Source organism: Azotobacter bryophylli (assembly GCF_042643485.1).
Lineage (GTDB): Bacteria > Pseudomonadota > Gammaproteobacteria > Pseudomonadales > Pseudomonadaceae > Azotobacter > Azotobacter bryophylli.
This window is the reverse complement of the sequence record NZ_JBHRSJ010000034.1, coordinates 571,984-591,856: the sequence shown is the minus strand read 5'-3', so window position 1 is coordinate 591,856 and position 19,873 is coordinate 571,984. Positions and strand designations below refer to the sequence as shown.

Sequence of the window (19,873 nt, the reverse complement as noted above, 5' to 3'; positions counted from 1 at the left end):
CTAGATCCTTGATCAACTCCCAGCCCGTATCCGGGAGTTCGTAGCGCCTTGCCATGTGGGCCTCCAGCCAATCATGGCGACGATTCTACCTGCACCGACTTTTCATACAGAACCTAGGAAAGGCGTTGACTTTGGGGGCGGCTGGCACACGACCCCGCGAGAGAAAGCGGAGACAGAGTAGAGAGGAAAAGGGGAGCAGGCGACAGCTTCTGCCTGACGGGAGGAACCAAGCGGGTAAAAATGGCGTCCCCTGCTGGAATCGAACCAGCATCTAGCCCTTAGGAGGGGCTTATTCTATCCGTTGAACTAAGGGGACAGCTTGCTGAGGCCAGGCATTGTACGCATTTTTGCCGGAGCGTAAATCCAGCCTTGCTGCATCAGCCATCGTCTGACGGGGCGGCATGTTAGCCGCCGGGAAAAAGTTTGTCATGTCGCTTGGAGAACGATGAACCATCCACCGACTCAAAGCCCCGATATGCACTGGAAAACCTGTCCTCTTCCACTTTTTGTGGCCGGAATAAGTGAACCACTGCAACGAACCGGAGTCATACCGATGACAGGCTTACCAGCTATTTGCCAGCATTCAACTACAACTCTTCGGTCAAATCTATGCGCCCTATGAAACAGGCTATCTATTCCAGCCGTACCGCTGACAAATTCGTCGTCCGCCTTCCAGACGGGATGCGCGAACGTATCGCCGAAGTAGCGCGAAATCACCATCGCAGCATGAACTCCGAGATCATCGCTCGCCTCGAGCAAAGTCTGCTTCAGGAAGGCGCACTGGACGAGGATCTCAACATGCGTCTGGACAGCCCGGAACTGTCCCTGCATGAGCGCGAATTGCTCCAGCGTTTCCGCCAACTGACCCGGCGCCAGCAAAACGCTCTGGTGGCCCTGATCGCCCACGATACAGAGCTCGCCGCGGAAGCCTGACCAATGGTTTCGCAACAGCCATCAGTCGAGCCTTTGCCTCCGGCGGTAACGGAAAAACAGGCTTATCCACATAAGCCTGTTTGACGGCAGAAGAGCCCTTCCTCGTCTCGCGGCGAGATACGGCGACTCCGCCAAGCCAAGCGGCAGCTGCCTCTTGGCTGACACGCATAGTACGGTTAACCGCAAATGGGTGTAGTTGGCCAGCTAGAGCAGGAACAACGAGGCCAACCCAAGAAAGATGAAAAAGCCGCCACTGTCGGTCATGGCGGTAATCATCACGCTGGCCCCCATGGCAGGGTCCCGGCCCAGCCTGGCCAGTGTCATCGGGATCAGGACCCCCATCAAAGCTGCCAGAAGCAGATTCAGGGTCATCGCGGCCGTCATCACCAGCCCCAGTGACCAACTGTCATAGAGCAGATAGGCGACCGCCCCTATCACGCCACCCCAGACCAAGCCGTTGATCAGCGCCACCCCCAACTCCTTGCGTAGCAGACGGGCAGTGTTGCCGGTACTGCTGATCTGATCGAGCGCCATGGCACGAACGATCATGGTGATAGTCTGATTGCCCGAATTGCCCCCGATCCCCGCGACGATAGGCATCAGGGCAGCAAGCGCCACCAGCTTCTCGATGGAGCCTTCGAACAGGCCGATCACCCGCGAGGCGAGGAAGGCAGTGACCAGGTTCACCGCCAGCCAGGACCAACGGTTGCCCACCGACTTCCAGACCGAGGCGAAGATATCTTCCTCTTCGCGCAAACCGGCCATGTTCAGCACTTCGCTTTCGCCTTCCTCGCGGATCAGGTCGACCATTTCGTCGATGGTCAAACGACCGATCAGCTTGCCGTTCTTGTCCACTACCGGAGCGGACACCAGGTCGTAACGCTCGAAGGCCTGGGCAGCATCGTAAGCATTCTCGTCGGGATGAAAACTGACCGGATCGACAGCCATGATCTCGCCGACCTGTATCTCAGGATCGCTGACGAGGAGCCGTTTGATCGGCAGCACGCCTTTCAGCATGCCGTCATAATCGACCACGAACAGTTTATCGGTATGACTCGGCAACTCCTTGAAACGCCGCAAGTAGCGCAATACCACTTCCAGACTGACGTCTTCGCGGATGGTGACCATCTCGAAGTCCATCAGTGCGCCGACCTGATCTTCATCGTAGGACAGTGCCGACCGAACCCGCTCTCGCTGCTGTGCGTCGAGGGACTCCATCAGCTCATGGACCACATCGCGCGGCAACTCCGGCGCCAGGTCGGCGAGCTCGTCGGCGTCCATCTCCTTGGCGGCGGCGATCAACTCATGATCGTCCATGTCCGCGATCAGCGTTTCGCGGACCGCATCGGATACTTCGAGGAGGATGTCGCCGTCCCGCTCGGCTCTGACCAACTGCCAGATGGTCAGGCGGTCTTCGAGGGGAAGGGCTTCGAGAATGCGGGCGATGTCGGCTGGGTGCAGCTCGTTGAGCTTACGCTGCAACTCGGCGAGGTTCTGTCGGTGTACGAGATCCTCGACCAATTGGTGATGAGGACCTTCCTGTCGATGGGTCAGCTCTTCGACCAGCCGCTGCCTGTGCAAAAGATCGACCACCTGGGTGAGGCGGTCTTGCAGGCTTTCTTGCGGCTTCTTGGCTTCGGCATCGGTCATAGCAAGCTCCACCCCCAGCAGCGGAGCACGCCAAGGGTATCAATCAGTCAATACGTGATTGTTCAAATCGGATGAAGTAACTACTGGGTAAGTCCATGGTGGTTTTCCACATACCCCCGCGGGGCAGACAGGCGTAATGATAACACTGCCGGAAAGCTTTGCACGCGCCCGAAAAGCGGCCAGAACAAATGCTTGCGTCGTAAACCTCGGCCCCATATCACCGCCCACGCTGGCATGAAGCGACTTGGAACACGCCAGCTCAATCGAGGTGAGACTAGACTTGAGTCCCTTTTTATCCGGTCCGGTCAAGGAGGACGCCATGCACCAATTGCCCCGAACAGCCATCGTCATGCTGCTGCTCGGCTCTGCTACTCCACTGCTTGCCTCTAACGTATTCCGCTGCCAAGCGCCGAATGGGCATGTCACCTATACCCTGCAGGGCTGCACGACGGACCAGCAGCAGGATATCCAGCAGGCTTTCAACCCCACGCCGAGCAGTGGAGCGCCCGTGACACTGGGGAGCAAGACCAGACATCGTGAAAGCCGATCGGAGGCACAGAACAGCCTAGAGAAAGTCACGGTCGTGGGCCAACGGGACGATGGCTGCGGGAACCGAATCGTCGGCCGCGAGCGTCGCGAGGCAGTAATCAAAAGGCACATTCGCCCCGGCATGACCCGTGCCGACGTGGAAAGCGCACTGGGCGCTCCGGACAGGGTCACCGGCAACAATGGCCGGAGTCGCTACCTGTACCGTGACGGCGGACGCACACGACAAATCAGCTTCGACGAGAACGGCTGCGTGACAGAGAAGCGCTGAATAAAAAAGGGCCTGCATTGCTGCAGGCCCTTCTCGATATGGCGCACTCAGGAGGATTCGAACCTCCGACCGCCCGGTTCGTAGCCGGGTACTCTATCCAGCTGAGCTATGAGTGCGTGTGGTGCTTGATAAACCAGATCACCTCTGGCTCGAACACCAGCCAAGGTGTTCAAATATGGCGCACTCAGGAGGATTCGAACCTCCGACCGCCCGGTTCGTAGCCGGGTACTCTATCCAGCTGAGCTATGAGTGCGCTTAGCGCCGCGCATTATAGAGATTCAAAATCTTTGTTCAAGCTTAATTTCGATTATCTTTCAACAACCTACGTCAAAGTCGAACAATATCCCTATTAGGCGTTAATGGCGGAGAGGGGGGGATTCGAACCCCCGACACCCTTTTGAGGTGTACTCCCTTAGCAGGGGAGCGCCTTCGGCCTCTCGGCCACCTCTCCGCAACACGGGGCGTATAATACCTACCTTTGCCCCGATTGCAAAGCCAAAAATTCAGAAAAATTAATGGCTTGGCTCTTGATCTTTTTCTTTCTGAATGCGCTGGTAAATCTCTTCGCGATGAACAGCAACCTCTTTCGGCGCATTGACCCCAATACGCACCTGGTTACCTTTCACACCCAACACAGTGACAGTGACATCATCACCCACCATCAGGGTCTCTCCGACCCGACGAGTCAGAATCAGCATTCCTTTCTCCTTTACGGGAAATCAACAGGACAACAGTCTGCAAAATAAAAAAGGCAATAATCCTGAGAATCAGCCATTCCCAGAAGACTATACACCCAAGTATTGACCAGAGCAGGCAAAAGGAAAGGTTTTGCCTCCCAGCCAAAACGACGAAAGGCGCAGAATTTCTGCGCCTTTCCACGATACGGGTTACTCAACTTGTCGGGCGGGAGCATCCAGTTCGAATGCGGTATGCAGAGCACGCACCGCCAGCTCCAGATATTTCTCCTCGATAACCACGGACACTTTGATTTCCGAGGTGGAGATCATCTGAATATTGATGCTTTCCTTCGCCAACGCTTCGAACATACGGCTGGCTACTCCAGCATGGGAACGCATGCCGACACCGACGATGGACACCTTGGCGATATCGGTATCGCCGATGACCTCCCGCGCCCCGATCTCGCGGGCGGTGTTCTGCAACACCTGCATGGCATTCAGGTAATCATTGCGATGCACGGTGAAGGTGAAATCGGTGGTGTTATCGTGCGAGATGTTCTGCACGATCATGTCCACCTCGATATTCGCTGCACTGATCGGACCGAGGATCTTGAACGCCACGCCGGGATTGTCCGGCACGCCACGAATGGTCAGCTTGGCTTCGTCGCGATTGAAGGCAATGCCGGAGATGATCGGCTGTTCCATGGATTCCTCTTCATCGATGGTAATGAGGGTGCCGGGACCCTCTTGGAAACTGTGCAACACGCGCAGCGGGACATTGTACTTACCGGCGAACTCCACCGAGCGGATCTGCAGCACCTTGGAGCCCAGGCTGGCCATTTCCAGCATTTCCTCGAAGGTGATCTTCTCCAGGCGCCGGGCCTTCGGCACGACGCGCGGATCGGTGGTGTAGACGCCATCGACATCGGTATAGATCTGGCACTCGTCGGCTTTCAGCGCCGCGGCCAGGGCCACGCCAGTGGTATCGGAGCCACCGCGACCGAGGGTGGTGATGTTGCCGTGCTCGTCCACACCCTGGAATCCGGCCACCACCACCACGCGCCCGGCCTTGAGGTCGGCACGCAGCTTCTGGTCGTCGATCTGCAGGATGCGCGCCTTGGTGTGGGCGCTGTCGGTCAGAATGCGCACCTGATTGCCGGTATAGGATACCGCCGGCACGCCGCGCTTGATCAGCGCCATGGCCAAGAGAGCGATGGTCACCTGCTCGCCGGTGGACACCATAACATCGAGCTCGCGCGGTACCGGCTGATCGCTGATTTGCTTGGCTAGGGCGATCAGGCGATTGGTTTCGCCGCTCATGGCCGAGACCACGACCACGATATCGTCGCCATTCTCACGGAATTTCTTGACCTTCTCGGCCACCATCTCGATACGCTCGACAGAGCCGACGGAGGTGCCTCCGAATTTCTGTACGATCAACGCCATTTAAAAAGCCACCTAGCCCGTAAAAGGGCGCCATTAAACATTCAACGCAGACCACTGCCAAGATTCGGCAGGCCTGCCGACAAGCGCTTGTCGCCCCTTACAGCCGCTCTTCGACGAACGGCATGAGCAGAGCGAGCGCCTGGTCCAGCGCCCCGACATCGGTACCGCCACCCTGAGCCATGTCCGGGCGGCCGCCACCCTTGCCGCCGACCGCCGCAGCGGCCTGCTTCATCAGATCGCCGGCCTTGAGCTTGCCGGTCAGATCCTGGGTCACCCCGGCGACCAGCACGACCTTGCCGTCCGACTCGCCGCCCAGCAGGATCGCGGCGCTACCCAGCTTGTTCTTCAGCTGGTCGACCAGTGCCAGCAGCCCTTTGCCGTCGACGCCGTCGAGCCGGGCAGCGAGGACCTTGGCACCCTTCACTTCCAGTGCGGAACCGGCCAGGTCGTCGCCGGCGCTGCTCGCCGCCTTGGCCTTGAGCTGCTCCAGCTCCTTCTCCAGCTGGCGGTTGCGCTCGAGCAGACCGGTCAGCTTGTCTAGCAGGTTGTCGCGGCTGCCCTTGACCAGCGCGGCGACATCCTTGAGCTGCTCCTCGGCGCCGTTCAGGTAGACCAGCGCGTGGGCACCGGTGACCGCCTCGATGCGGCGCACGCCGGCAGCCACCCCGCCCTCGCTGACGATCTTGAATAGGCCGATGTCGCCGGTACGGGTCACGTGGGTGCCACCGCAGAGCTCGACGGAAAAGCCGCCGCCCATGGTCAGCACGCGCACGGTATCGCCGTACTTCTCGCCGAACAGTGCCATGGCGCCCTTGCGCTTGGCGCTGTCGATGTCGGTGACCTCGGTTTCCACCGGGCTGTTCCTGCGGATCTCGGCGTTGACCAGCTCTTCCAGGGCCTTGATCTGCTCGGGCTTTATCGCCTCGAAGTGGCTGAAGTCGAAGCGCAGGCGCTGGCTGTCCACCAGCGAGCCTTTCTGGGCCACGTGCTCGCCGAGGATCCGGCGCAGCGCGGCGTGCAGCAGATGGGTGGCCGAGTGGTTGAGTGCGGTGGCCTGACGCACGGAAGGATCGACCACGGCCTCGACCGCATTGCCGACACTCAGGCTGCCGGCACTGAGGATGCCATGATGGAGGGAGGCACCACCGACCTTGGTGGTGTCACGCACCTCGAAGCGCAGGCCGTCGGCGGCCAGATAGCCGCAGTCGCCCGCCTGACCGCCGGACTCGGCATAGAAAGGCGTCTGGTCGAGGACCACCACGCCCTCCTCGCCCGCGCTCAGGCGCTCGACGCTCATGCCCTCCCTGAACAGGGCCAGGACCCGACCGGTACCGGTGGTGGTGTCGTAGCCGGTGAAGCGGGTCTCCCCTTCCACCTTGATCAGGCTGTTGTAGTCCATGTCGAAGGCGCTAGCGGAGCGGGCACGCTCACGCTGGGCCTGCATCTCGCGCTCGAAGCCTTCCTCGTCGACGGTCAACTCGCGCTCGCGGGCGATGTCGGCGGTCAGGTCGACCGGGAAGCCATAGGTGTCGTACAGCTTGAACACCACGTCGCCGGGGATGACCTTGCCCTTCAGTTCGGCCAGGTCCTGCTCGAGGATCTTCAGGCCCTGCTCCAGGGTCTTGGCGAACTGCTCCTCCTCGGTCTTCAGCACGCGCTCGATATGCGCCTGCTGCTGCTTGAGCTCCGGATAGGCATCACCCATCTCGGCCACCAGGGCGGCGACGATCTTGTGGAAGAAGGCGCCCTTGGCGCCCAGCTTGTTACCGTGACGGCAGGCACGACGGATGATCCGGCGCAGCACGTAGCCGCGGCCTTCGTTGGACGGCAGTACCCCGTCGGCGACGAGGAAGCCGCAGGAGCGGATGTGGTCGGCCACCACCTTGAGCGACGGCGCGTCGTCGTTGGCACAGCCGATGGCTTCGGCGGAGGCTTTCAGCAGGTTCTGGAACAGGTCGATCTCGTAGTTGGAATTGACGTGCTGCAGCACCGCGCTGATGCGCTCGAGGCCCATGCCGGTGTCCACGCTCGGGGCCGGCAGCGGATGGAGCACGCCGTCCGCGGTGCGGTTGAACTGCATGAACACGTTGTTCCAGATCTCAATGTAGCGATCGCCGTCCTCTTCCGGCGATCCGGGCGGGCCGCCCCAGATGTGCTCGCCGTGGTCGAAGAAGATCTCGGTGCAGGGACCGCAGGGACCGGTGTCGCCCATCGCCCAGAAGTTGTCGGAAGCGTAGGGAGCGCCCTTGTTGTCGCCGATGCGCACCATGCGCTCGGCGGGCATGCCAACTTCCTTGGTCCATATGTCGTAGGCCTCGTCGTCGGTCGCGTAGACGGTGACCCAGAGCTTCTCCTTGGGCAGGTTCAGCCACTTCTCGGAGGTCAGGAATTCCCAGGCGTAGGTGATGGCGTCGCGCTTGAAATAGTCGCCGAAGCTGAAGTTGCCCAGCATCTCGAAGAAAGTATGGTGGCGCGCGGTGTAGCCGACGTTCTCCAGATCATTGTGCTTGCCGCCGGCGCGTACGCACTTCTGGCTGGTGGTGGCGCGGGTGTAGGGGCGCTTTTCCAGGCCGAGGAAACAGTCCTTGAACTGGTTCATGCCGGCGTTGGTGAACAGCAGGGTGGGGTCGTTCGCCGGGATCAGCGAACTGGAGGCCACGCGGGTGTGCCCCTTCTCTTCGAAGAAGCGGAGGAAGGCTTCACGGATTTCTGCGCTTTTCATAGACATTCCCAAGGAACTGCGGCCACGGCGGGTTTTGGCAAAGGGACGCATTATATCGGCCTTGTGCCCGCGCGGTAGAGCTTTCGTACAGATTCGGCCTCTCGGCCGCCCGACAGGCAGGGAAGACGATCGGAGCGACCGCCGCGGCACTCGGGCTCACGGCGGTCTTCGTGCGGTCGGAAAAACGAACGGTCAGTGATTGCACTCGGGGCCGTGAACGTGCCCCTCGTCATCCTCCCCGGCCGGTTCCATCTCCAGTTGCAGACTGACCAGATTGGTGGCCATCGGGCGCAGCAGCAGGTTGGCGTATTCGGTGTCGCCCTCCTCCACGTCCACGCCGATCAGCAACTGGCCGTTGCCGGCCTGCTGGATCCACACCTCGCGCCCCTGCCAGACCACGGCGAAGCGGGTGCAGGAGGTTTCCAGCTGGGTACCATCGGTGTCTTCGAGAATGAGTTGCAGGGCATCGGTCATGAGGTCAGCTCCAAGGGATAAGCCATAAGCGGCGGAAAAAGAGGCGGATCGTCCGCGATCAGCCAGGTCAATCGAGTTGAAAAGGATAGACGGAGCCCAGTCCGAGGATCTGCGTCAGCTCGTCCAGCGCCGTACGGGACTCGATCAGCAGCTGCGGATCGGCCAGGTCGGCCTCGGCCAGGCGGTCCCGGTAGTGCCTGCCGACCCAAGCGTCGAGCCTGGTGTACAGCGCTTCGCTAAACAGTACGCCCGGATTGACCGCCTGCAGCTCGGTCTCGGTGAGCACCACGCGCAGACGCAGACAGGCGGGACCGCCGCCGTTCTGCATGCTCTGCTTGAGGTCGAAGACCGTGACCTCGCGGATCGGTCCGCCCGAGGCGGTCAGCTCCGTCAGGTACTGCCAGACCCGCGGGTTGCCGCGGCACTCCTCCGGCACCGCCAGCAGCATCGAGCCATCCGCCCGGCTGAGCAGCTGGCTGTTGAACAGGTAGGTCTGGACCGCGTCCTCGATATCCAGCGCCTCGCGCGATACCTCGATCGCCTGCAACCGGCCACCACGGTGGGCGAGCTTGTCGCCCAGCTCGGCGAGCACCCGCTCCCGCTCGAGGAAGGCATCCTCGTGGTACAGCAGCACCTCGCCGTTGCCCACGGCGATCACGTCGTTGTGGAACACGCCCCGATCGATCACCGCCGGATTCTGCTGGGCGAAGACCACGCCGCCGGCGTCCAGGCCGTGCAGGCGCGCCACCGCCTGGCTGGCTTCCAGAGTCTGCCGCGCCGGATAGCGGCCGGGCGCCGGGTAACGGCCGTCGAAGGCGCTGCGGCCGAAGACGAAGAGCTCCACGCCGGGATCACCATAGCCACGGCACAGGCGCGTATGGTTAGCCGCTCCCTCGTCGCCGAACTGGCTCACCTCCGGCAGCGCCGGGTGGTGGGTGAAATGGCGCGGGTCGGCGAACATCGCCGCCAGCAGACGGCTGGTGGTGGCGTGCTCGATGGAGCGATGGAACTTGCAGTTGAGGTTGGCCGCGGTGAAGTGCACGCGCCCGTCGGCGGTATCGGCACTCGGGCTGACGGTGCAGGCGTTCGCCGTCCACATGCTCGAGGCGGAGCTGCAGGCCGCCAGCAGCGGCAGGCAGTCACGGGCCGCCCGACGGATGACCTCGGCATCGCTGCCGGCGAAGCCCAGACGGCGCAGGGTGGCCACGTCGGGGCGCTCGTGCGGCGCCATCACGCCCTGACGGAAGCCCAGGTCGTGCAGCGCCTTCATCTTCGCCAGCCCCTGGCGGGCCGCTTCCCTGGGGTTGGAAAGCTGCTGGCCGCTGCTCTGCGAGGCCAGATTGCCGTAGGACAGCCCGCCATAGTTGTGGCTCGGCCCGACCAAGCCGTCGAAGTTGACCTCCCAGGCGGTCACGGGCACAGCTCCGCAGCCGACTCGGCGGCAACCGGCACGGCGCGCACCTGATCGCCCGGGACCAGGCGCAGGCGCCGGGCGGTGGCCTGATCGACCACCAGGGTGCCGGCCGCCATCCGCGCCGGCGCCGCGGCGATCCGGCAATCCCGGCACTCGCGGTTATGGATCAGGAAGGGCTCGGCCTCGTCTCCGGGCGTGCCGACCGCCAGCACCAGGGTGCGGCTCTCGCGCACGGCACGGACCTTGGCCGTCTCGCACTCGACCACCGGGCCGGCGTCGAAGATGTCGACATAGCCCTGATGGCTGAAGCCCTCGGCAGCCAGCATCGCCAGTGCCGGCTCGCTCTGCGGATGCACCCGGCCGATGGCCTTGCGCGCCTCTTCCGAAAGGAAGCAGGCATAGAGCGGAAAGCGCGGCATCAGCTGGGCGATGAAGGCCTTGCTGCCGATGCCGGTGAGGTAGTCCGCCTGGCGGAACTCCATCTTGAAGAAGTGCCGGCCCAGGCTCTCCCAGAAGGGCGAACGGGCCGCCTCGTCGGACATGCCGCGCAGCTCGGAGATCAGCTTGGCGGCGAACAGCTCGCGGAACTCGGCGATGAACAGCAGGCGCGCCTTCGACAGCAGGCGGCCGTTCAGGCCGCTGCGGTACTCCGGCAGCAGGAACAGCGAGCACAGCTCGGTGTTGCCGGTCAGGTCGTTGACCAGGAACAGCGTCGGGTTTTCCCGGTACAGGTTGAGCTCCCGCGAGGCGCTGACCGTCAGGCCGACCCGGTAGTTGTACCAGGGCTCGCGCAGGCCGACCGCGCCGGTGATCGCGGAGGTACCGACGACCCTGCCCTCGTCGTCCTCGAGCACGAACAGGTAGTCGGCGTCGCCCTTCTCGGCCTCGCCGCGAAAGGCCGCCTCGGCCCAGGCGACGCGCTGCGCCAGGCGCGCCTCGTTGGGCGGCAGGGAAGTCAGTCCGGTGCCCGAGCTGGTGCTGTGGGCCAGTTCGATCAGGACCGGCAGATCGGCACTGCGTACGGGTCGAACGATCATCTTTCCTCCGGAAAACCGTGCGGGATCGGCCGGCGGCGGGCGGGCAGCCGGCCAGCCGCGCTAATCAAGCGCCACCAGGCGCACGCTGCCGCCGCTGGCGACGCCCAGGGCTTCGGCCACCTCGCTGCGGAGCAGCAACGGCTGGCCGGGCGTCCAGTCCAGCTCGACCACCGTGGCGCGGAAGTCCAGCAGCCCGCCGTTACTCAGCAGATAGGCGCGGCCGCCCTGCCCCGCGGCCACGACCTCGACCGGCGCCAGCGCGCTGTGGGCGATGGAGCGGATGCCGCCGGTGCGGGCATGCAGGATCGGGCCGCCGTCGAAGATGTCGATGTAGTGCTCGGTCTCGAAGCCCTCTCGGGTCATGATGTCGAAGCTGAGCTGCGCCCGCGGGTGGACCTGGCCCATGGCCTCCTGCGCCGCGTCCGGCAGGAGCGGCACGTAGATCGGATAGTGCGGCATCATCTCGGCCAGATAGGTGCGGCTGCGCAGGCTGGACAGCCGCTCGGCGGCGGCATAGCTCATGTCGAAGAAGTGGTGTCCCACCGCGTCCCAGAAGGGCGAGTCGCCGCTCTCGTCGCTGAGACCGACGATCTCCACCACCACCCCGTCGGCGAAACGCTCCGGATGGCTGGCCATGAACAGCAGGCGCCCGCGGGAGATCAGCTCGGCCCAGGGCGAGCCCACCAGTTCGGGCTCGACGTGGAAGCTGGTGAGCAGGCTGTTGCCGGTGAGGTCATGGCACATCGACAACACATGGATCTTGTTGTGGATCTTCAGCTCGCGCGAGGCGTGCACGAAGGTCTCGTTGCGGAAACTGTAGAACGGCTCGGAGTAGCCGGCCGAGGCGACGATGCCGGAGCAGCCGACCAGACGGCCGGTGCTACGGTCCTCGAGGACGAAGAAATAGCTTTCCTCGCCGCTGAAGCTCACCTCCGCGGCCAGGGAAGCCTGGGAGGCGGCGATCTTGTCGCCCAGGCGTCCGCTGTCGTCGGGCAGCGAGGTGACCCCCACCGGGCTTTCCGCGGCCAAGCGCTGAACGTCGGCCAGGTCGGCCATTTGCGCGGGGCGCATCACCAGCATGGCGTTCACTCCTGTTGCCGGAAGCGTCGGGCGACGCTCAAAGAATCGGGCCCGCAGGCCCGATCACAGCATGAAGTCGACGGGGCGGCAGCGACCTGCCGCCGGCCATCAGCCGCGGACCAGCCGGGCGACGGCACGCTCCAGGCGCAGCAGGCCTTCGTCGATGTCGGCATCCTCGATCACCAGGCTGGGGGCCAGGCGGACCACGTCCGGACCGGCCTGGAGCACCATCAGGTCCGCCTGCTCGGCGGCGACCAGCACGTCCTTGGCCTTGCCCTTACAGGGCTCGCTGAGCACGCAGCCGATCAGCATGCCCATGCCGCGGATCTGGCTGAAGATGCCGTACTGCTCGCCGATCTGCTGCAGACGGGCCTTGAAGCGCTCGTGCTTGGCCTTGATGCCCTGCAGCACCTCCGGCGTGTTGACCACGTCGATCACCGCCTCGGCCACGGCGCAGGCCAGCGGGTTGCCGCCGAAGGTGGTGCCGTGCACGCCGACCGAGAAATGCTGGGCCAGCTCGGTGCGGGTGAGGATGGCGCCGATCGGGAAGCCGCCGCCCAGGCCCTTGGCGGTGGACAGGATGTCCGGGACCACGCCGTAGTGCATGTAGGCGAACAGCTCGCCGGTACGGCCGACGCCGGTCTGCACCTCGTCGAAGATCAGCAGCGCATTGTGCCGGTCGCACAGCCGGCGCGCGCCTTCCAGGTAGGCCTGCTCGGCCGGCAGGATGCCGCTCTCGCCCTGGATCGGCTCCAGCACCACGGCGCAGGTCTTGTCGGAGATCGCGGCTTCCAGGGCTTCCAGATCGTTGTAGGGCACATGGGCGATGCCCTCGATCTTCGGCCCGAAGCCGTCGGAGTACTTGGGCTGGCCGGCGACGCTGACGGTGAACAGGGTGCGCCCGTGGAAGCTGTTCAGCGCGGCGATGATCTCGTACTTCTGCGGCCCGAAGCGGTCGTGGGCGACCCGGCGGGCCAGCTTGAAGGCGGCCTCGTTGGCCTCGGCGCCCGAGTTGCAGAAGAACGCCCGGTCGGCGAAGGTGGCCTGTTCCAGCTTCTTCGCCAGACGCAGGGTCGGCTCGTTGGTGAACACGTTGGACACGTGCCAGAGCTTGTGCGCCTGCTCGGTCAGCGCCGCGATCAGGCGCGGATGGCAGTGGCCGAGGGAGTTGACCGCGATGCCGCCGGTGAGGTCGATCAGCTCTCGACCGGTTTGATCCCAGACTCGCGAACCCTCGCCGCGCACCGGAATGAAGGCGGCAGGGGCGTAGTTGGGGACCATCACCTGATCGAATTCGGCGCGTTGCACCTGAGCATGCTCAACGGACATCGGGAAAAACTCCTGCCATGTAAAGGCCAGCAATGAGGGGATAGGGGAAACGCCATCGCGACCTGCCTCGCCGCGTGCGACGAGCCCGCAGCTGCGGACCGCGATTCGCCGGCGCGGGGACCGCACCGGAATAGCGCAGTTTAAACACTGTGTGCCGCAGTGGAAGCAGGACGGCGGAAAATTCTTGCACCGGCCGGACCTCAGCGCTCGACCGGCGCCGAAACCTCGCCGGAGGCGGCGCTGCGGCGCTGGTTGCGGTCTTCCCGCGGGGTGGCGCCGAAGAAGTTGCGGTAGGCGCTGGAGAAATGCGGACCGGAAGAGAAGCCGCAGGACAGGCCGATCTGGATGATCGACTTGCCGGTCTGCAGCAGCAGTTGGCGGGCCCGCTTCAGCCGCAGCTCCAGGTAGTACTGACTCGGCACCCGCTGCAGGTACTGCTTGAAGATGCGCTCCAGCTGGCGGCGGGAGACGCAGACGTGCTGGGCAATCTCGTCGGTGGTCAACGGCTCCTCGATGTTGGCCTCCATCAGCAGCACCGCCTGGGTGAGCTTCGGGTGGCTGGAGCCGAGACGGTTCTGCAACGGGATGCGCTGGCGCTCGCCGCCCTCGCGGATACGCTCGACCACCAGCTCCTCGCTGACCGCGCAGGCCAGCTCGGCGCCGTGGTCCTGGGCCAGCACCGCCAGCAGCAGGTCGAGCACGGCCATCCCGCCGCAGGCGGTGAGACGGTCGCGGTCCCAGTCGAACAGATGGCCGGTCGTGGCCACCCGGGGGAAGCGCTCGGCGAAATCCTCCTGCCAGCGCCAGTGCACCGCCGCCCGGTAGCCGTCGAGCAGACCGAGCTGGGCCAACGGGTAGACCCCGGCGGACAGGCCGCCGAGCATGCAGCCCTCGCGCGCCGCGTGCTTCAACTCGGCGACCAGTGCCGGCGGAACGCCGACGGCGGGCTCGTCGGCCAGCAGGAACAGTTTCTCGCAGCCCGCCAGCCGACCGGCCCAGGACTCCTCGGGCAGCCGCTCGGCGTCCTCCTCGATGCGCAGGACCCGCAGGTCGTAGGACGCCTCCGGCTGCAGCTGCCCGGCGAGGTACAGCGCCTCTTCGGCCAGGGCGAGAGTCAGGGGACGGGTATCGGGCCAGAGAATGAAACCGATGCGGCGATCAGTCATGGTGACGCATCGGATGGTGGGCGGGAGCCGTTGGCGTTGCGGAAGTCATGGCCTGTGTCAGTTCGGATGCCGGGGACTAACGGATCTGTCGGTCAGCGGGGCACCCGGCGAGCCCCGGATGCGCAGGCCGGCCAGTATGACCGGATGACGCGCAGAAGAGCAGCATTCTAGGCCAGGCTCCGTCGTTTTGCCTCTCCGTAGTGCGAACCGGCGCGAAAAACGCCCCGTCCCGGTACCGCCGGGACGAGGCGCGATGGATGCGACTCGGCTGCCCGTCAGGACGCGCGGGCGACCGGCATGCGGCGCAGCGACGCTGCTCAGTTCTGCCGCTGGCCGGCGCGCTCCAGCAGGCGCCTGGCGCGCGCCAGCACCGGCGCATCCACCATCTGCCCGTCGACCACGAACACCCCCTCGCCGGAGGCGCCGGCGACCGTGACCCGGCTCGCCCAGGCCAGCTCCTCGACCGTGGGCATGAAGGCCTGATGGACGATGTCCACCTGACTCGGATGGATGCACAACAGGCCGCCGAAGCCCATGTCGCAGGCCGTCCGCGCCCGACGCAGCAGCCCTGGGCGGTCCTCGATGGACGGGAAGACGGTCTCCAGCGGCGGAGCCAGCCGGGCCGTCCGCGAGTGCAGCAGGAGCGCATAGCGCACCTGGTCGAGAATCCGCTCGGCCGCCTCGCTGCCGCAGGCCACGCCGAAATCCAGCCCCAGGTCCAGACCGCCGTAGGTCAGCCGCTCGACTCCGCCGGCGCGGGCGATCGCCGGCAGCTCCAGCACGCCACGGGCGCTCTCGACCGCCGCCCACACCGGCTTGCCGGACGCCGCCACCGGGCTGACCTGCACCGCGCTCTCGACCTTCGGCAGCACTATCCCGCGAATGCCGGCCTGGCGACCGCAGAGTTCCAGATCCGCCGCCTGCTGGGGATGGGTGGGCGCGTTGATGCGCACCAGCAGCCGGGCCTCGGGATTGTCCGTCAGGAAGGCGTCCAGATTGTCGCGCGCCTCGGCCTTGAGGCTTTCCTCGACGGCATCCTCGAGATCGACGATGACCACCTCGGCGCCACTGGCGAGGGCTTTCGGAATACGCTCCGGACGGGTGGCCGGAACGAACAGCGCGGTACGGATGGCGGATGACTGCATGGCTTCGCTTCTCGAGTTCGGCCGGACGACGGCGGCCCGGGCAGGCGGGAAAGAAATGTACGGACCTTCATACCACAGCCGCGAGGCGCGCAGAACAGACAGCCGGGCGAGCCGGCGGCGGCGTCGGAAGGATCGTCGAAACGGAGGGAGGGCAGAAAAAAAGAGGGCGGCCCGCAAGCCGCCCGCCCATCATTCCCAGCGGAATGAAAAACCTGGCTGGAATCGTCGATCCAGCGAGGACCTTATAGTCCCGGAGTCCGGCTCCGGACCACTACACCAAGGTCTAGACACCGTCCGGCCGATTCGGCGAGTCCATCCCGGGCGCGGGGAGCACGACTGTGCTACCCGGCGGCCGGATCAGCTTCCCGACTCCCGCCCCAGGCCGAACTGGCGCAGCTTGTTGGCGATGGTGGTATGGGAAACCCCCAGGCGCCGGGCCAGCAGCCGGCTGCTCGGATACTCGTCGAAGAGGCGCTGCAGCACGGCCTTCTCGAAGCGGCCGAGGATCTCGTCCAGACCGCCCTCCAGGGAAAATTCCCCCAGCGGCGGCGGCGTGCCATAGTCCGGCAGGCGGATGTGCTCGGGCTTCACCGGGTCGCCGTCGCACAGGGAAACCGCCTGGTACAGCACGTTCTCCAGTTGCCGCACGTTGCCCGGCCAGTGGTAGTGGGCGAGCCGTTCCAGGGCCGGGGGCGACAGCGTCGGCTGCGGACAGCCGATCTGCCGGCTGGCCTGATCGAGGAAGTGTCCGGCCAGCGCCTCCAGACCATCCAGGCATTCGCGCAGCGGCGGCACCTGCAGGCTGAGGACGTTGAGGCGGTGATAGAGGTCCTCGCGGAACTCGCCCCTGGCGCAGAGCAGGGAAAGATCGCGCTGGGTGGCGCAGATCACCCGCACGTCGAGACGCACCTCCTCGTCGCTACCGACCTGCCGGAAGGAGCCGTCCTGCAGGAAACGCAGCAGCTTGGCCTGCAGCCGCGGGCCCATCTCGTCCACCGCATCGAGGAACAGGGTGCCGCCGGCGGTCAGCTCCAGCAGGCCGAGCTTGCCCTCCGGACGCGCGCCCTCGAAGGCGCCCGGACCGTAGCCGAACAGCTCAGTTTCGGCCATGGATTCCGGCAGGCCGGCGCAGTTCAGCGCCATGAACGGCGCCGGGCCGCGCGGGCTGGCCAGGTGACAGGCGCGGGCCAGCAGCTCCTTGCCGGTGCCGGTCTCGCCCTGGATCAGCAGCGGCGCATCCAGCGGCGCCATGCGCCGCGCCTCGTCCACCACCGCGGCGAGCTTGCGCGAACTCTGGAAGATACCGTCGAACCCCCGCAGCTCCTGCCGGCGCACCTGATAGATGCGCTCGCCCAGGCGATCCGCCCGGTGCAGGCTGAGCACCGCGCCGGCCAGGGTCTCGCCATCGCCCCGCGGCGGCAGTTGCAGCGGGGCGATGTCGGCGAGGAAAACTTCGTCGCGGATCTTCACCCGCACGCCGTTGAGGCGGGCCTGGTTGGCCCGGATCAGCGCCGGCAGGTCGAGTTCCTCCTCCAGATAGCGGGCCAGGGAAATGCCGGGCACCTCGTCGACGCGCACGCCGAGCAGCTGGGCGGCGGCGCGGTTGGCGGCGACGATGGCACCGGCCATGTCGATGGACAGCACCGGGAATTCCAGCGCCCCCAGCAGCGCGTGCAGCTCCAGGTGCTGGCGTTCGCTCGGCATCAGGCCGACCCGGCGCACGCTGAACACCCCGCGGATGCGTTCGAGCCGCGGCGTCAGCGCCTGCAGCTGCAGGTGGATCAGGTTCGGACAGGACAGGTAGATGGCATTGCCCTCGCCGCCGACTTCGCCGCGGTCGACGTTGACCCCGTACTCGACCAGCAGGTCGAGGATGTCGCGCAGGATGCCGACCCGGTTCTGACAGTGGATCTTGATGCGCATGACGGAACCCCGCAGGCTTGCCGACTCCCGTCAGGAATATGGGACAGCCCGCCGCACCGGACAAGCCGCTCTCCGACGGGCGTCAGCCTTTTCTTACAGCTCCGCCCCGGCAGGGGCGGCAACGAGCCGACCGGCCGCCTCGCCGCGCCGCCGGGCCGGGCTAAATCTCTGGACAGGACATCGTGCGCGCACGGCGCGGGAGGCCGACATGAAGGCCACCACCTACGTAGCCCGGCAGCCGGACGAGCGGGGCCTGATCCGTTACACGGCCACCGAGCACGCTACCTGGCGGACCCTGATCGAGCGCCAGTTGCGGCTGCTGCCGGGGCGGGCCTACCAGGAGTACCTGGACGGCCTCGAGCGGCTCGACCTGCCGCGGGAGCGCATTCCCCAGCTCGACGAGATCAACCGCGTCCTGGCGGCCGCCACCGGCTGGCGGGTGGCGCGGGTGCCGGCGCTGATCCCCTTCCAGACCTTCTTCGAGCTGCTGGCTAGCCGGCAGTTTCCCGTGGCCACCTTCATCCGCCGGCCGGAGGAGCTGGACTACCTGCAGGAGCCGGACATCTTCCACGAGCTGTTCGGCCACTGCCCGCTGCTGACCAACCCCTGGTTCGCTGCCTTCACCCACGCCTACGGCCGGCTGGGCCTGGCGGCGAGCAAGGAAGAGCGGGCCTGCCTCGCCCGCCTCTACTGGATGACCGTGGAGTTCGGCGTGGTCGACACCCCGGCCGGCCGGCGCATCTACGGCGGCGGCATCCTCTCCTCGCCGAAGGAAAGCGTCTATTGTCTATCCGAGGCGCCGGAGCACCTGCCCTTCGACCCCGTCGAGGCGATGCGCACGCCCTACCGCATCGATATCCTGCAGCCGGTCTATTTCGTCCTGCCGGATCTGCGCCGGCTGTTCGAACTGGCCGGCGAGGACCTCATGGCGCAGGTCCGCGAGGCCATGCGGTTGGGGCTGCATGCGCCGAAGTTCCCGCCCCGGGCCGCCTGAAGCCGCGCCCATCCCCACCCGATACACGACCGGAGCCGAGCATGACCGACCTCTCCCAAGCCCACTGCGAAGCCTGCCGCACCGATGCGCCCAGGGTCTCGGAGACGGAGCTGAGCGAACTGATAAAGCAGATACCCGACTGGAACATCGAGATCCGCAACGGCGTGATGCAGCTGGAGAAGATCTTCCCGTTCAAGAACTTCGCCCAGGCGCTGGCCTTCACCAACGCCGTCGCCGCGGCAGCCGAGGCCGAGGGCCATCACCCGGCGCTGCTCACCGAATGGGGCAGGGTCACCGTGACCTGGTGGAGCCACAAGCTCAAGGGACTGCACCGCAACGACTTCATCATGGCCGCGCGCACCGACGCCATCGCTTCCGCCGCCCCGACCGCAGCGCAATGACCGGTCGACGGCCGGTCCGGCTCAGAACTCGACCTTGCCCCGCCCGGCCTTGACCGCGCCGCGCTTGGCCTTGTGCTCCAGGCGGCGCTGCTTCGAGCCGTAGGTCGGCTTGGTCGGGTGGCGCTTCTTCTCCACCTTCGCCGCACTGCGGATCAGCTCGACCAGCCGCTGCAGCGCATCCTCGCGGTTCTGCTCCTGGGTGCGGTACTGCTGCGCCTTGATGACGATCACCCCGTCGCCGCTGATGCGCTGGTCGCGCAGCATGAGCAACCGCTCCTTGTAGAACGCCGGCAGCGAGGAGGCGCGGATATCGAAACGCAGGTGCACCGCGCTGGACACCTTGTTGACGTTCTGCCCGCCCGCGCCCTGGGCGCGGATCGCTGACAGTTCGACCTCGCTATCGGGCAGATGGACGGAGTTGGAGATTTCCAGCATGGGCGGGCTCGACAGAAGGACCGGCGGGCAGGATAGCGGCTCGCGGTGCGGTTGGATCACCGAGTTATCAACAATATCGCCGCCCGATCGTTCGAGTGCCCCCGACATCGCGGCGCAAGACGCCAGCCATCGACTCAGGCTACGGCGCAATGCCGCCGCTACCCCGTCGCCTATACTGGGCTTTCGCAATCGTCCGCGAGTCCCGCTTCGAGCCTATTCCGATCACTCCC

17 protein-coding genes and 4 tRNA genes are annotated in these 19,873 nt (G+C 65.2%); 4 read left to right on the top strand and 17 right to left on the bottom strand.

The window, feature by feature from the left end; genetic code table 11:
- Positions 1-241: 241 nt before the first annotated feature.
- Positions 242-316, bottom strand: a tRNA-Arg gene (locus tag ACFOJE_RS18850).
- Positions 317-609: 293 nt separating this feature from the next.
- Here ACFOJE_RS18850 and ACFOJE_RS18845 point away from each other — a divergent pair.
- Complete coding sequence (locus ACFOJE_RS18845) at positions 610-933, top strand: Arc family DNA-binding protein (protein WP_377816348.1); 324 nt, start codon at positions 610-612, stop codon at positions 931-933.
- A 204-nt stretch (positions 934-1,137) separates the two neighbouring features.
- Here ACFOJE_RS18845 and mgtE read toward each other — a convergent pair whose 3' ends face one another.
- The gene (mgtE, locus tag ACFOJE_RS18840) at positions 1,138-2,583 is read right to left on the bottom strand and encodes a magnesium transporter (RefSeq protein WP_377816319.1); all 1,446 of its coding nucleotides are present in this window, start codon (positions 2,581-2,583) and stop codon (positions 1,138-1,140) included.
- Between the two features lie 319 nt (positions 2,584-2,902).
- Here mgtE and ACFOJE_RS18835 point away from each other — a divergent pair, with 319 nt between their 5' ends.
- Positions 2,903-3,400, top strand: coding sequence for a DUF4124 domain-containing protein (locus ACFOJE_RS18835; RefSeq protein ID WP_377816318.1), 498 nt, complete (start codon positions 2,903-2,905; stop codon positions 3,398-3,400).
- Positions 3,401-3,439: 39 nt separating this feature from the next.
- Here the strand turns inward: ACFOJE_RS18835 and ACFOJE_RS18830 are convergent.
- The 14 genes from ACFOJE_RS18830 to ACFOJE_RS18765 form a co-directional block, all read right to left on the bottom strand.
- Positions 3,440-3,516 (bottom strand) — tRNA-Arg (locus ACFOJE_RS18830).
- Positions 3,517-3,576: 60 nt separating this feature from the next.
- Positions 3,577-3,653 (bottom strand) — tRNA-Arg (locus ACFOJE_RS18825).
- A gap of 107 nt (positions 3,654-3,760) precedes the next feature.
- Positions 3,761-3,851, bottom strand: a tRNA-Ser gene (locus ACFOJE_RS18820).
- A 61-nt stretch (positions 3,852-3,912) separates the two neighbouring features.
- Positions 3,913-4,098 carry a carbon storage regulator CsrA gene (gene csrA / locus ACFOJE_RS18815; protein ID WP_003283978.1) on the bottom strand — a complete coding sequence of 62 codons (186 nt, stop codon included), beginning with the start codon at positions 4,096-4,098 and terminating at the stop codon, positions 3,913-3,915.
- 189 nt (positions 4,099-4,287) lie between these two features.
- The gene (locus ACFOJE_RS18810; protein ID WP_377816316.1) at positions 4,288-5,523 is read right to left on the bottom strand and encodes an aspartate kinase; all 1,236 of its coding nucleotides are present in this window, start codon (positions 5,521-5,523) and stop codon (positions 4,288-4,290) included.
- A gap of 97 nt (positions 5,524-5,620) precedes the next feature.
- Positions 5,621-8,245, bottom strand: a complete 2,625-nt coding sequence (gene alaS, locus ACFOJE_RS18805; protein WP_377816314.1) for an alanine--tRNA ligase — start codon at positions 8,243-8,245, stop codon at positions 5,621-5,623.
- Positions 8,246-8,437: 192 nt separating this feature from the next.
- Complete coding sequence (locus tag ACFOJE_RS18800; protein ID WP_377816312.1) at positions 8,438-8,719, bottom strand: topoisomerase II; 282 nt, start codon at positions 8,717-8,719, stop codon at positions 8,438-8,440.
- A gap of 67 nt (positions 8,720-8,786) precedes the next feature.
- On the bottom strand, positions 8,787-10,133 hold the full coding sequence (astB, locus tag ACFOJE_RS18795; protein WP_377816310.1) for an N-succinylarginine dihydrolase: 1,347 nt from the start codon (positions 10,131-10,133) through the stop codon (positions 8,787-8,789).
- The gene (gene astA, locus ACFOJE_RS18790) at positions 10,130-11,170 is read right to left on the bottom strand and encodes an arginine N-succinyltransferase (RefSeq protein ID WP_377816308.1); all 1,041 of its coding nucleotides are present in this window, start codon (positions 11,168-11,170) and stop codon (positions 10,130-10,132) included. The genes astB and astA overlap by 4 nt, the downstream gene beginning before the upstream one ends.
- Before the next feature lie 60 nt (positions 11,171-11,230).
- Complete coding sequence (aruF, locus tag ACFOJE_RS18785) at positions 11,231-12,250, bottom strand: arginine/ornithine succinyltransferase subunit alpha (protein ID WP_377816306.1); 1,020 nt, start codon at positions 12,248-12,250, stop codon at positions 11,231-11,233.
- 108 nt (positions 12,251-12,358) lie between these two features.
- Positions 12,359-13,579, bottom strand: coding sequence for an aspartate aminotransferase family protein (locus ACFOJE_RS18780; protein WP_377816305.1), 1,221 nt, complete (start codon positions 13,577-13,579; stop codon positions 12,359-12,361).
- A gap of 200 nt (positions 13,580-13,779) precedes the next feature.
- Positions 13,780-14,745, bottom strand: coding sequence for a GlxA family transcriptional regulator (locus tag ACFOJE_RS18775; RefSeq protein ID WP_377816303.1), 966 nt, complete (start codon positions 14,743-14,745; stop codon positions 13,780-13,782).
- A 317-nt stretch (positions 14,746-15,062) separates the two neighbouring features.
- Positions 15,063-15,890, bottom strand: coding sequence for an HpcH/HpaI aldolase/citrate lyase family protein (locus tag ACFOJE_RS18770; protein ID WP_377816301.1), 828 nt, complete (start codon positions 15,888-15,890; stop codon positions 15,063-15,065).
- A gap of 357 nt (positions 15,891-16,247) precedes the next feature.
- Positions 16,248-17,813 (bottom strand): sigma-54-dependent transcriptional regulator, encoded by a 1,566-nt coding sequence (locus tag ACFOJE_RS18765; RefSeq protein ID WP_377816299.1) that lies wholly within the window; start codon positions 17,811-17,813, stop codon positions 16,248-16,250.
- Positions 17,814-18,021: 208 nt separating this feature from the next.
- On the opposite strand from ACFOJE_RS18765, the gene phhA reads away from it, so the two are divergent.
- Positions 18,022-18,807 carry a phenylalanine 4-monooxygenase gene (gene phhA / locus ACFOJE_RS18760; RefSeq protein ID WP_377816297.1) on the top strand — a complete coding sequence of 262 codons (786 nt, stop codon included), beginning with the start codon at positions 18,022-18,024 and terminating at the stop codon, positions 18,805-18,807.
- Between the two features lie 41 nt (positions 18,808-18,848).
- Positions 18,849-19,208 (top strand): 4a-hydroxytetrahydrobiopterin dehydratase, encoded by a 360-nt coding sequence (locus ACFOJE_RS18755; RefSeq protein ID WP_377816295.1) that lies wholly within the window; start codon positions 18,849-18,851, stop codon positions 19,206-19,208.
- A gap of 21 nt (positions 19,209-19,229) precedes the next feature.
- On the opposite strand, the gene arfB is transcribed toward ACFOJE_RS18755, so the two are convergent.
- Positions 19,230-19,643 carry an alternative ribosome rescue aminoacyl-tRNA hydrolase ArfB gene (gene arfB / locus ACFOJE_RS18750; protein ID WP_377816293.1) on the bottom strand — a complete coding sequence of 138 codons (414 nt, stop codon included), beginning with the start codon at positions 19,641-19,643 and terminating at the stop codon, positions 19,230-19,232.
- Between the last annotated feature and the right edge of the window lie 230 nt (positions 19,644-19,873).